Below are 12126 nucleotides of genomic sequence, written 5' to 3'. Positions count from 1 at the left end.
TGATTATGAAAAATATTGTTTTGTTTGAAAATGAACGGGTGGAGGATCTCTACCCGTTTTCTTTAACTCATTGCTCTTGGGAAGTGAGAGTAGGTGCACTTAGGCTATTTGAAAAATCATATTACTATTTCATAAATTCTAATATTGCTTATCTCGGTAGAAAAAAATGGCTGAACTCATTTTTCAAAAGATTTGATATCCTGAATCACAAAATTGTAATTGATGATACTCTGTTTTTATCGGGCAATGTTGTTATAAGCAAAGATTTTGTAGATATAGTTGAGGATTACAAATCAAGTTATGACAGCTTTTTGATAAAATCAAATGGAAATCTTGTCGGACTTTATTGCAAAGTGCACAATCAAGAAATATTTGATTATTTAATTAATAATGATTTAGTCAATTTAGAGAACGATGTCTTTTCAAATTTCAATTGTCTTGAAGTGAATTTGAATAGCATTGAATATATTTGGGATGCTATTTTTCTCAATGGTCAGGAAATTGAATCCGATGCAGAATTTTTTCCAAATTATCACAGTCTTTTTATCGCTGATTTTCAAGGAATATATGCTGAAAATCCAACAAGAATTTTACTTGGAAAAAATATAAAAATATCTCCTTCAGTAGTACTCGACGCATCAAAAGGTGCAATTATCATTGGAGATAATGTGAAGATAATGGCACAATCAACCGTTATCGGACCTTGCTATATCGGAGATAATTCTACAATCAAAATCGGTGCAAAAATATATGAAGATTGCTCATTTGGTGAATGGTGCAAAATTGGCGGTGAGCTTGAAAATACAATTATTCATTCTTACTCAAATAAGCAGCATGAGGGTTTTCTTGGACATTCATATATCGGAGAATGGGTAAATTTAGGTGCTGATACCAATAATTCCGACCTAAAGAATACATATTCAGAAATCAATATGGTTTTACCACACAAAGACGTCAAAACCGGAAGAATATTCCTTGGTCTGATGTGTGGCGACCATACAAAAACCGGAATAAACAGCATGTTTACAACCGGAACAGTTGCAGGCGTTTGCGGTATATTGGTTAAAGAGTGGTTTTTGCCGAATTTTATCAAATCATTTACCTGGGGTGGAAAGACTAATTCACCAACTTACAGATTTGAAAAAGCAATTGAAACTTCTCGAATTGTTATGGCAAGAAGAAATAAAGTTTTGTCAGATGAGGAAATTGAGCTTTTGAGAGTTGAATATAATAAACAAGGGACTGCATAAACACTTAGCAGTCCCTTGAAATTTTGAAATCAAGAATTTGATTAGAATTCTGATTTAAGCTGAGCAACCCAAGTTTTGATTCGCTCTTCAGTTAAATCTTCCTGATTATCCTGGTCTATACCAAGACCATAGAATTTACCATTTTCGCCTATAGCTGTTGATTCTGAGAAATCGTAACCATCTGTTGACCAATAGCCAACGATAGTACCACCATTTTTTAAAACCGGTTTAGCCAAAGTGCCAAGAGCATCGAGGAAATTATCAGGATAGCCGTCCTGATCGCCAAGGCCTAAGAAGGCAACTTTCTTTCCGCTGAAGTCAAATCTTTCAAATTCAGCAAAAACTGCATCCCAATCGTCCTGAAGTTCGCCGTCATTCCATGTTGGGCAAGCAATAATGATATTATCAAATCCTGACATATCATCTACTGCAGCACTTGCCATATCAAGAACATCAACTTCAAACCCGCTTGATTTTAATTCTTCAGCCAGCATCTGAGCTACTGTTTCTGTGTTACCTGTATTTGTTCCATAAAACAAACCAACTTGCATTTTAAATCTCCTTTTTTAAGAAAAATAATAATAAATAAAATTTCAAATTTGTAAAAAACATATATTCAAATAAATCAAATATTTTCAAACTAAGCAAATATTTTTCGATAATAAGTGTAAAGAAACGTAAATTTAACTGAAATAGTTCAGAATAACAAACTTTTTTCGGATTAATCTCATTTTTTGACATATTTTCCTTATTTTTGAAAGATTTTTGAATGCATATTTAATTGTATGAAAGTAAGCGTAATAATAGTAACACGAAACAGGCGAGAAGACCTTAGGGATACAATTTTGAGTTATTTGGCTCAGACTCACCCCAATAAGGAAATAATTATAGTAGATAACGGCTCTGATGATGGTACCCGTGAGATGATGCAATCTGATTTTCCTGATATTGATTATACATGGCTACCTGAGAATTTCGATATCAGGTCGCTGAATATTGCTGTGGCACGTTCAAAAGGTGACATTCTCTGGCGCACTGATGATGATTCATACCCGGAAGATCCAAATGCATTCAGCCGTGTTTGCGAAATATTTGAGAAGAATCCGAATATTGACATTCTCTGCTCTGAAGATATTGAAGTACGTGATAATTACAAGATTTGGGAGTGGTATCCTTTAGAGGTTGATAAAACAAATATTCCGTCCGATGGATTCAAATCCAATATATTTCCCGGTACAGGTGCAGGTATTCGCCGACGAGTTTTTGATAAAATTGGAGGATTCTGGGAGTTCGGCTTTGAAGAACTTGATTTTTGCACACGAGCTATTATGGCAGGATTTAGTATAAGATATTTCCCTGATATCCGTACTCTGCATTTTGCTTCACGAAATAACAGAATTGCTGATGACCGCTGGGTTAAGATTAACAAACAGTTGTTACGTTATCAGTGGAAATATATGCCTTTTTTCAAGGCTTTAGGGCGTTCGATGGTATTTTTGATGACTGCCACAATTGAGGCAATATATAAAAAAATAAGACCTGCTGCATATTTTGAAGGTATTTTCGGAATGATTTCTGTTTCATTTATGGCTTATCGGAATGAAAGAATGGTTGTACCAAAGCATCTGATGTATGATGTTACTCTTGGAAAAAGTGCTTTTCGCAGTCAGTTCTTATTTTATAAATCTGTAATTTCAAGAAAATTATTCAAAAAGAAATGAAAATACTTCAGCTTGCTCCTCAGTTTCCATTCCCTGAAACTGATGGCGGAAAAATTGGAATAGCCAGCACTTTCAGACAATTAGCGATGAAAGCTGATGTTACTTTCTTTTGTTTTTCTTTATCGGAACCTCCAAAGGAATTACTAAAAAATGCTGAAAAAATTGGTAAAATTATATTATACAAACATTCTACTAAAAACACCCTGCCACTTATTTTAAAGTCTTTATTTCAAAAAGAGCCGTTATACCTAACTAAACATTATTCCGATGAAATTTTTAATTACCTTCTGAAGTTAGCAAAAGTTGAACAATTTGATATAATTCATGCTGACCATACCGCAATGGCGCCTATTGCAATAAGACTTCAGGAGGCTTTAGGAATTCCAGCCGGAATACGTCTGCATAATGTAGAACATCTTATTTGGAAAAGATACTTGTCAAGACTATCAAAGTTTGACCCTAAGAAAGTGTATATTTCAAATCAAACAAGAAAATTGCTAAGGCGTGAAGCAGAGCTTATAGGAAAAGCTTCGGTCAGTTTTCCCATTACTAATGAAGATGCAGAGCTTGCAAAGCACATTTCACTTAATGCTAATATTGTCGTTGCCGGTCCCGGAATCAATCTTGATAACTGGAAAAGAATTGATTCTGAAAAAAAAGTGACCACGCTAATTCATGCCACCACTTATGACTGGATTCATAATATAGAAGCAATCAGATGGTTTCTGAATGAAGTAATGCCCGGATTAGCTATAATCAATCCTGAAATACGGCTTCAGCTTTTGGGGAAAAATCCGCCTGCCGAGTTCCATTTTTGTAAAAATACAGATGTGCTTGGATTTGTTCCAAGCGTGATTCCATACATGAGTGCTGCAGGAATCTATATAGCCCCACTATTTGTTGGTGGTGGTATCAGAATTAAAATTCTCGAGGCAATGGCTATGGAACTCCCTGTTATAGCTTCGCCTGTATCGGCAGAAGGTATCAAAGCCGGTGAAAATGAAGGATTAATTATTGCGAGGAATAAAGAAGATTATTTGAGGCATATTAAGTATCTCACGAATAATCCGCAAGAAGCCTTAAAACTTGGCTGGGCGGCAAGAAGTTATATTTTAGAAAATTATACTTGGGAAAAAAGTATAGGAATTATATATAATAGTTATCAAAATCTTATAAACGGCTAAAATATTTTGGTAAATTCCAAAAAAAAGTGTATTTTTGAGTTCGTTTAAAAATGAAATTTACTAAAGGATAATAAAATGGCAAGAAGATGTGAATTAACCGGCACTGGCGTCTTAACGGGCAACAATGTTTCTCATGCTCACAATAAGACCAGAAGAAGATTTTTGCCTAACCTTCAGAAGAAAAGAATTTGGATTCCTGAAGAAGGTCGCTGGATTACATTGAAAGTTACAGCTAAGGCTATCAGAACATTAGATAAAAAAGGCTACAAAGCCATGCTCAAGGAATTATCAGCATAATTTTTTGACAAAAAATTTTAAAAGCGGCAGATTTAAGAAGTTCTTAAAACTGCCGCTTTTATTTATTTTTTATTCAAGATTTCTATGCGTTCCATCGCAGAAAGGGGCTTTCGGAGCATGTTTACAACCGCAGAGGGCATAAAGTTTCTTTTCGCTTATTACTAATTCTGTCGGAGAAAACCCTGTACCTTTATGAGAGCCATCGCAGAAAGGCTGTTTTGCAGACCTTCCGCAGGCACACCACCAATAAGTTCCGGCTTCTAATTCAACTTTGTATGAATGCTTTTGAGCAATTACTACTTCCATCATTTTTTCCTTCCTATAAATTTATATTACATACGTTCGGGGGCATTAATTCCAAGTATTCTGAGACCGTTTCCAATTACAGTTTTTGTAGCTTTTGCTAACTTAAGTCTTGACGCACCGAGTTTTTCATCTACACCGATTATTCTGTGGTTATGATAAAATGCATGAAATAATCCAGCTGTTTCTCTTAAATATTCAGCAAGTATTTGCGGCTCAAATTTGTTTGCTGAGGCGATAATTGTATCCGGTAATAAATGAAGTTTTTTAATCAAATTCAGTTCTTCAGGCGAATTTAAAAGGCTTAAGTCATATTCAATATTTTGCAACTCAGCTGCTTTATCAAATACTGAACAGATTCTTGCATGAGCATACTGAAGATAAAATACAGGATTCTTATCGCTTTGTTCACGTGCAAGAGATAAGTCAAACTCAAGATGAGTGCCAATCGAACGCATTAAGAGAAAGAATCTTACAACATCTTCTCCCACTTCGTCAAGTAAATCATCTAAGGTATAACTTTTACCTGTTCGTTTGCTCATTTTGACTTGCTGACCATTCTCGGTCAGACTGACAAATTGATGAATTAATACTTTAACTTTGTCAGAGTCATATCCCAAAGCTTTTACGCCGGCTAATACATCGGGTACAGTAGCTATATGGTCAGCTCCGAATACATCAATCAATATGTCGAAACCCCGCTTGAATTTCTCACGGTGATAAGCGATATCAGGTAGTCTGTATGTAGGTTCTCCACTTGATTTGACAATCACACGGTCATCTTCGAGCCCCATTTCAGATAATTTAAGCCACAAAGCTCCATCTTTTTCGTAAGCTAAACCAAGAGATTTGAATTCGCTTATTACTTCCTCAATTTTGCCGTCTTTGTAGAGTGTATCTTCATTATAGAATACATCCTGAGATATTTTCATTCTCTCAAGAGTACTAGTAATCTTGGCAAAGCACCATTTCTCACCGCTAAGTCTGCAAAGTTCAAGTACTTCACTTTCCGAACCGGGAAATCCTTCGGGATACTCTTTTTTTAAATCTTCGGCAATCAGTTTGATATAATCACCGTGATAACCGTCTTCGGGGAATGGGAAATCAGGTGTATTAATTTGATTATATCTTGCGAAAATTGATTTTGCAAGATTATTCATCTGATTACCGGCATTATTGAAATAATATTCTCTGGTTACATCGTAGCCCAAAGCTTCATACAAATTTGATATTGTATCACCTATGACGGCATTTCTACCATGACCTAAATGCAAAAGTCCTGTAGGATTGGCGCTTACATATTCTACATTCACTTTTTGGGATTTTCCGATGTCGCTACGACCGAACTCTTTATCTAAATCTATTATATAAGATAAAGAACCGGCAACAAAATCATTTTTAAATTTAATATTGATAAATCCGGGACCTGCAATTTCAACTTTTTCAATAATTTGCAAATCATCATTAAGCCCTTCGATTATCTTTTCAGCTATCTTACGTGGTGGCATTCCAAGTGGTTTGGCAAGCTGCATTGCAATATTAACAGAAAAATCCCCGTGTTCGGGATTTTTTGGAGTTTCACAAATTACATCAAGGTAAATTTCGGGGTAAGCATTTTCGAGTGATTGTTTAAATAAATTTTCGGCAGTATCTTTAAGCATAATTAATTCAGCACCTTATCCTTGATTACATTTATAAGATCTTTGTTATTTACTTTTCGTAGTTCACGCGAGTTATTGAGTTCAAAGAATTCACCATCTCCCCATAATTTTTCCAATTTATAATAATTACGTGCTTCTTTGAGAAAAACATGAACTACAACATCGAAAAAGTCAAGTATAACCCAGTTTTTTGATTCCAAGCCCTCAACTTTTGGACGAATTAATTCCATTGTTTTGAATGTTCGGTCTATATTGCTTACAACAGCCTCGACCTGTATATCAGAATCGCAACTGCAAATTACAAAGAAATCGGCAGGTGCATGCTCTATTGAACCAAGATTGATAAGTATAATTTCATCTGCAAGTTTATCATCAGCAAGTTTAGCACACAAAGTTGCTAAGCCTTTAGTTGAACGTGGTTTTCCGTATTTAGACAATCCTATTGATATCCAAAAATATTTAACATTATTAAAAGAATATATAACGTTATAATGCCTTAATATTGTATTATTTGAATTTTAGCTTTTTTTTATATGTGATTTCCTGATTATTCTATAAACAATATATCCGGTTATACCGAAGATAATTATAAAGGGCCACAAAACAATCGTGAAAATAATAAATTCGGTAAGTGCTTTCCAGCCCTTAATGAAAGAATCAAGTATTCTTGAGAAAAAACCATCCTCAGGATTAATTGTTATGTGATTGACCTGATACAAATCAAGGCTCAATGTGCTGTATGCAGCCCTCTGGCTCAAATATTTTATTCTGCCTTTTACAGACTCAATCTCTTCTTCAATAATCCTGATTTTTTCCTCAACTTCCAGAATTTCTTTAATAGTCTTAGCTTGTTTGAGAATATCGCGATATTTATCCAAATATGCTGATTTGTTCCCTAAGCGGATTTCCAAATCGAAATATTCCTGAGTAACATCTTCCGAATTAACAGAAAGTTCTGTTAATGAACCATCAATTTTGGAAATATCTCTAATTATTTCATCAAACTTACTTGAGGGTATTTTTATGGTTAAATAATAACTGTATCTGTACTCATCCTTACTAAGATTTTCATTGATATAGTATGCATCATAGTTTTCGATAATTTTATCAACTGCATTTTTTGCTTTAGTTACATCAGAAACTTTTATTCTTACATTTCCATTTTTGATAAGCATTTTTTTCGGAGATAAAGCTTCATCTTTACCGAGATTTTCATGATTTGCTTTAGTCAATTGGAAATCCTGAACCGGAGAATTCAGACTTCGATCCGGCATATCTTCTAATGCCATTTTTGAAATTGCCAACTTTTCGGGTTTATCGTTGTTATCGCTACTGCCACCACAAGAAATAATCAAAAATGAAAATATTGATAAAAAAAACAAACTGAAGAATTTGATTTTCAGGTTCGATGAGAGTTTCATATTATTCTCCAAAAAAATAAAAAAAGTTTGTCGAAAATCATTTTATCAAAAATCATTTCAACAAACTTTAGATAAGTATAATAATCAAATTTATTGCAGGTTAAGAATATATCCAAGTCCAAGCTGCAGGGAAGCAGGATGCGGATTGTAAGTTCCTTGATTCATTTCATCAGTATATTGACCATTAATCTGATAACCGGCATTAATGAAAAGTACAAGTCTTCCAAAATTACTTTCGTTTAGTGTGAAATTCCCTCCAATCCGAAACTCAATCATTGTATTCAGCTGAGCTGCATCAATTTCCAGTTCGCCTGCAGGAGTTGACCTTTCGCCGCCAAGAGGAAAGCCAAAATTAAAACCAACTGTGAAGCCTGATAAAAAGAAATTTGCTCCTAATCCGAAATATTGAAATCTATCGGTAAGTTCTGCGCCGCCTGTTTTTAGCAGATATGGATAATTTGCATAGACTGCATCAATTATGAGTCCCATTTTATTTTCCGGGTCAAAAGGCATATAGAACTGAGCCCCGAAATCAGGCATTGCAGCAGCAGCTACCCCATTTTTAACACCATCAGGAACTTCTGCGGCATTAACGCCCATTTTAAATCCGATTACAGGTCCGATACCCATAAGATAATTATTTGATTCTCTCGCAAACTCGGGTGATTGAGCTATTGAATTGATACTGAATGCTGAAAAAAGTACTAAAATCGCCAATAACCTTTTCATAGAAATACCTTTTTTAAAATTTGACTAAAAATTAATATTAAATTTAATAATTTGATATTGTTTTTGCAAAATAAAAAAGCAATATTTCAAAAATATGTACAATTTTAATCAAAAAAGTCACTAATTGTAACTATTTCATAATTATAAGCGTCTATATGATATATTATCAGGTATGCAAATTGAAATTAGTTTTAAATATTGTTATATTTTTAGTAATTTACCCTAACTTTATTATAAGTTTTGGATATGAAAAATATTTCGATGACTCCAATCGTCTAATTCTACTTGGTCAGTGCAGTGTAAATGATTGGTTTTCTGAAACCGGTTGGAATATTGTTGCTGCTGAATCTTATCAAACAGATAAAATTCAGATTGATAGAATCAAAGAGTTGGTAAATACCGGAGATATATCATTCGTAATAATTGCAGGTTCTTGGTGCGGAGACACTAAGTCGGAATTGCCCAAACTGATTAAAATTTTTGACGAATGTAATATAGATTCCGTTCAATACCGAATAATTGGTGTGGGGCGTGATAAGAAGATTACTGATACTGACATTGATAATATTGAGATTAAACTTGTGCCTACTTTGTTGATTTATAAGGAATTAGAGCTTGTAGGAAAAATTGAAGAATTTCCTGAGTACAGTTGGGAACAGGATATAGTGATTGTTTTGGAAGAATAATTATTATATTTTATATCAACTTACAGAGTATTTTTATAAATTAACATAAAATTTATTTTTCTATTAATGAAAATATGCTTAATTTTGTACTATGAAAAATATCAAAATAATATTTTTTGTTTTAATTACCTCAGTTTTAGGACTGTTAGCAAGTAATTCGATTATACAGAATTTCTCTGCTGAATCGAACGGTGATTCTGTAACTATTCGCTGGACATCAACGAGTGAAGATGGAGTCAGACGATTCGAGCTTGAGCGTAGCACCACATCCAATAATTCATTCAAGCGAATAACTCATCAGCTCGCAAAAGGTACTCCAAGTACTTACAGCTATGTGGATACGGAAGCTTTTATGAAGCAGGATACTTATGAAGGAAACGATGATTTAATGACACAGAAGACTTATAATTATCGTCTTAAAATTGTTTATGCAAACAATACTTTTTCATATTCAGATGTTGCGTTAATCAAGCACCAGCCCAGCAGTATCAGAAGAACTTGGGGTATGATTAAGGAAATGTTCAGATAATTATTTCCCGGGCATTAAAAATGATTAAATACTCTTTTTTGTTTGGAATACTACTGACATTTCTAACATCATCGCTTTCTATTTATTCAAATGACATTAAAGGCTGTCAGGATTGCGGAACTAAATGCGGTACTCACCTTACTTTTACCTCTGAAGGACGCGAGTATCTCCAGCGTACTATTGAATGGCGTGACGATGAGCCTGCAGTTGGACACAGAAATGTCATTTCCCCAAGCGGTAAATTCAAGATTCATTTCGATACTACCGGAGTACATGCTCCTCCAATGTTAGACAAAAATCAAAATAATATTCCGGATTATGTCGATTCGGTATGCTATTATTTTGATTATGTATTTGACATTTACATCAATGAATTAGGTTTCAGGTCACCTTATCCGGATAGGGGTGGCAGAGGTTCCGACCATTATGATGTATATTTATATGATATAGGTAATAGCGATGATGATACTTCTGTATCCGATTATTCTTACGGTGGCACTTATGGTATCACTTACTGGGCAAATTCTGATTATATTTCCTCGACTCCATTTTCTACAAACTACACTTATATTATTATAGACAATGACTTTGCAGCAACTGATTCAATCAGACCAAAAGGAGGCAAAACAGTTCAGGCATTTCGTTATCCCGGCATACCTTCAATGAAAGTTACTGTTGCTCATGAGTTCTTCCATGCAATACAATTTATGTATGGTGCCAGCCACCCGGGACTTACTGTTATGGAGATGAATGCAGTTGCAATGGAATTTGTATTTTTTCCTGAAGTTAAAGATTATCTTCAGTATGTAAGAGGCTTGTTCAAAAACCCATCAATTTATCCATTTGGTATTGACGATGCATTCACAGGATACGGACATTCGATTTTTAATAAATACCTGATAGAAAAATTCGGTATTGGAATTATGAGATTAATGTGGGAGAAAGTAAGCGAGGGTAATGAGGTTTATACTGCCATAGATTTATCACTTAAGGATTATGGTTCAAGCATGCGTGATGCATGGTGTGAGTTTCTTGAATGGGCATATCATACTGGCAATCGTTCGATTGAAGGTAAGTATTTCTCAAATGCAGAGGAACTTCCGGAGGTTGAGCCTTTCAGTAATATCTTTTTCTCACCACCATCAAACTCAACATCCGGCGTGATGGCACCTTTGGAATTCCGGATGCTGAGATTTTACTTTCCTGCTTCAGGTGATATTACCGATGACACTCTTGATATTATGATGGCAAATCTGGATATAAATTCAGCGACGCGACAATTATCAGTAAGTAAAAATTATTTTTGGAGAGTAGCCGATAACGAAATTACCAATAGCAATAAACTTGATAGGATTAATTACTGGATAGATTCTGAAATAGACCCCAATTTTATCTGTTCAAATTTGATTGTTAAACCCGGTGGAAGAACTGTAGATATTTCTTACGCCTATCCTAATCCATTTAGAAAGAATATTGATATTTATATGCTGTTTCCTGCTCCTGAAAAATCAGAGCTTTATTCAAAGTTGCTTTTAGTTGTGTATAACAGCGAGATGCACCAGATTTATGCAGACAATTTGCAAGTAACAGTAAATAATCAAAACAAAGTCCTGGTTTGGGATAAAATTCCTTCTGAAATTGCTTCAGGCGTTTATATTTTCGGAATTCACGACGGAGATAATGTAACAATCGGCAAATTTGTTGTAATCAATGATTAAATTTAACTATATCGTAAAAGACCTATCAAAGTCGTTCATACGTAAACATTTCATATTTAGGAATCTGAATCTGAATTTTACCAATGGAAGTATAATTGCTTTAACAGGCTCTAACGGTTCAGGTAAGTCCACTCTTGTTAAAGTAATGACAGGGGTTCTTTCTCATACATCAGGAAGTATTGATTTAAAAGTTGATGATAAGAAAGTTTCTTTCAACGACGTAAAAGATGAAATTGCTCTTGTAGCACCATATTTAAATCTTTATGAAGAGTTTACACCTATAGAGCATTATAAAGTTTCAGCTGATTTAAGAGCAGTAAATCCGGATTACGACAAGCTCAATAGACAGCTCACAGATTTTAAACTCATTAGACATAAAAATACTCCAATACGCAATTTTTCTTCGGGGATGAAGCAAAGAATGAAGTTTATATTAGCTTTACAAACTAATCCGACAATTCTATTCCTTGATGAACCTACTACTAATCTTGATTTAGATGGTATAGAAATTATTAATAAAATAATAGTAAATCATGCAGCCGGCGGCGGCGCTGTGGTTATAGCCACAAATGAAGAGCGGGAAAAATCGCTTTGCAGTCATTGCTATGAAGTCTCAAATCAATAAAA

At 34.4% G+C, this 12126-nt stretch carries 14 protein-coding genes; 8 read left to right on the top strand and 6 right to left on the bottom strand.

The features are described 5' to 3' along the window. Window positions 1-5 precede the first annotated feature (5 nt). Entirely contained in the window at window positions 6-1250 is a 1245-nt protein-coding gene (locus KF896_14615) for a hypothetical protein (GenBank protein ID MBX3044941.1), read from the top strand. A gap of 41 nt (window positions 1251-1291) precedes the next feature. On the opposite strand, the gene KF896_14610 is transcribed toward KF896_14615, so the two are convergent. After that, window positions 1292-1801: a flavodoxin gene (locus KF896_14610; GenBank protein MBX3044940.1), complete on the bottom strand. Its 510-nt coding sequence runs from the start codon at window positions 1799-1801 to the stop codon at window positions 1292-1294. Window positions 1802-2035: 234 nt separating this feature from the next. On the opposite strand from KF896_14610, the gene KF896_14605 reads away from it, so the two are divergent. The 3 genes from KF896_14605 to rpmB all read left to right on the top strand — a co-directional run bounded on the left by KF896_14605 (window position 2036) and on the right by rpmB (window position 4452). Next, a complete protein-coding gene (locus KF896_14605) occupies window positions 2036-2971 on the top strand; it encodes a glycosyltransferase (protein ID MBX3044939.1) in 936 nt (311 codons plus the stop codon). Then, on the top strand, window positions 2968-4155 hold the full coding sequence (locus KF896_14600) for a glycosyltransferase (protein ID MBX3044938.1): 1188 nt from the start codon (window positions 2968-2970) through the stop codon (window positions 4153-4155). The genes KF896_14605 and KF896_14600 overlap by 4 nt, the downstream gene beginning before the upstream one ends. A 75-nt stretch (window positions 4156-4230) precedes the next feature. Then, window positions 4231-4452, top strand: a complete 222-nt coding sequence (gene rpmB / locus KF896_14595; protein MBX3044937.1) for a 50S ribosomal protein L28 — start codon at window positions 4231-4233, stop codon at window positions 4450-4452. 69 nt (window positions 4453-4521) lie between these two features. On the opposite strand, the gene KF896_14590 is transcribed toward rpmB, so the two are convergent. The 5 genes from KF896_14590 to KF896_14570 all read right to left on the bottom strand — a co-directional run bounded on the left by KF896_14590 (window position 4522) and on the right by KF896_14570 (window position 8566). Next, window positions 4522-4761 carry a CDGSH iron-sulfur domain-containing protein gene (locus KF896_14590; GenBank protein MBX3044936.1) on the bottom strand — a complete coding sequence of 80 codons (240 nt, stop codon included), beginning with the start codon at window positions 4759-4761 and terminating at the stop codon, window positions 4522-4524. A 23-nt stretch (window positions 4762-4784) separates the two neighbouring features. Beyond that, complete coding sequence (locus tag KF896_14585) at window positions 4785-6416, bottom strand: arginine--tRNA ligase (GenBank protein MBX3044935.1); 1632 nt, start codon at window positions 6414-6416, stop codon at window positions 4785-4787. A gap of 2 nt (window positions 6417-6418) precedes the next feature. Continuing rightward, complete coding sequence (gene rsfS, locus KF896_14580) at window positions 6419-6853, bottom strand: ribosome silencing factor (GenBank protein MBX3044934.1); 435 nt, start codon at window positions 6851-6853, stop codon at window positions 6419-6421. Window positions 6854-6934: 81 nt separating this feature from the next. Next, entirely contained in the window at window positions 6935-7837 is a 903-nt protein-coding gene (locus KF896_14575; GenBank protein MBX3044933.1) for a DUF4349 domain-containing protein, read from the bottom strand. A gap of 90 nt (window positions 7838-7927) precedes the next feature. Continuing rightward, window positions 7928-8566, bottom strand: a complete 639-nt coding sequence (locus tag KF896_14570; GenBank protein MBX3044932.1) for a hypothetical protein — start codon at window positions 8564-8566, stop codon at window positions 7928-7930. Window positions 8567-8745: 179 nt separating this feature from the next. On the opposite strand from KF896_14570, the gene KF896_14565 reads away from it, so the two are divergent. The 4 genes from KF896_14565 (at window position 8746) to KF896_14550 (ending at window position 12124) form a co-directional block, all read left to right on the top strand. Further along, window positions 8746-9252 (top strand): hypothetical protein, encoded by a 507-nt coding sequence (locus KF896_14565; protein MBX3044931.1) that lies wholly within the window; start codon window positions 8746-8748, stop codon window positions 9250-9252. Window positions 9253-9343: 91 nt separating this feature from the next. Continuing rightward, window positions 9344-9781 (top strand): hypothetical protein, encoded by a 438-nt coding sequence (locus KF896_14560; protein ID MBX3044930.1) that lies wholly within the window; start codon window positions 9344-9346, stop codon window positions 9779-9781. Window positions 9782-9801: 20 nt separating this feature from the next. Further along, the gene (locus KF896_14555; GenBank protein MBX3044929.1) at window positions 9802-11499 is read left to right on the top strand and encodes a hypothetical protein; all 1698 of its coding nucleotides are present in this window, start codon (window positions 9802-9804) and stop codon (window positions 11497-11499) included. Beyond that, entirely contained in the window at window positions 11492-12124 is a 633-nt protein-coding gene (locus KF896_14550; GenBank protein MBX3044928.1) for an ABC transporter ATP-binding protein, read from the top strand. The genes KF896_14555 and KF896_14550 overlap by 8 nt, the downstream gene beginning before the upstream one ends. Window positions 12125-12126: the final 2 nt, after the last annotated feature.

This window comes from Ignavibacteriota bacterium (genome assembly GCA_019637995.1).
Classification (GTDB): Bacteria; Bacteroidota; Ignavibacteria; order Kapaibacteriales; family UBA2268; genus JANJTB01.
Note: the sequence above shows the minus strand (reverse complement) of the source record. Positions and strands in the feature narration are given on the sequence as shown.

Excerpts from the sequence above, each read along its gene's own strand:
- rpmB (MBX3044937.1), top strand. The coding sequence starts at position 4,231 with ATGGCAAGAAGATGTGAATTAACCGGCACTGGCGTCTTAACGGGCAAC.
- KF896_14615 (MBX3044941.1), top strand. The coding sequence starts at position 6 with ATGAAAAATATTGTTTTGTTTGAAAATGAACGGGTGGAGGATCTCTAC.
- KF896_14555 (MBX3044929.1), top strand. The coding sequence starts at position 9,802 with ATGATTAAATACTCTTTTTTGTTTGGAATACTACTGACATTTCTAACA.
- KF896_14550 (MBX3044928.1), top strand. The coding sequence starts at position 11,492 with ATGATTAAATTTAACTATATCGTAAAAGACCTATCAAAGTCGTTCATA.
- KF896_14600 (MBX3044938.1), top strand. The coding sequence starts at position 2,968 with ATGAAAATACTTCAGCTTGCTCCTCAGTTTCCATTCCCTGAAACTGAT.
- KF896_14590 (MBX3044936.1), bottom strand. The coding sequence starts at position 4,761 with ATGATGGAAGTAGTAATTGCTCAAAAGCATTCATACAAAGTTGAATTA.
- KF896_14585 (MBX3044935.1), bottom strand. The coding sequence starts at position 6,416 with ATGCTTAAAGATACTGCCGAAAATTTATTTAAACAATCACTCGAAAAT.
- KF896_14560 (MBX3044930.1), top strand. The coding sequence starts at position 9,344 with ATGAAAAATATCAAAATAATATTTTTTGTTTTAATTACCTCAGTTTTA.
- KF896_14605 (MBX3044939.1), top strand. The coding sequence starts at position 2,036 with ATGAAAGTAAGCGTAATAATAGTAACACGAAACAGGCGAGAAGACCTT.
- KF896_14610 (MBX3044940.1), bottom strand. The coding sequence starts at position 1,801 with ATGCAAGTTGGTTTGTTTTATGGAACAAATACAGGTAACACAGAAACA.
- KF896_14575 (MBX3044933.1), bottom strand. The coding sequence starts at position 7,837 with ATGAAACTCTCATCGAACCTGAAAATCAAATTCTTCAGTTTGTTTTTT.
- KF896_14570 (MBX3044932.1), bottom strand. The coding sequence starts at position 8,566 with ATGAAAAGGTTATTGGCGATTTTAGTACTTTTTTCAGCATTCAGTATC.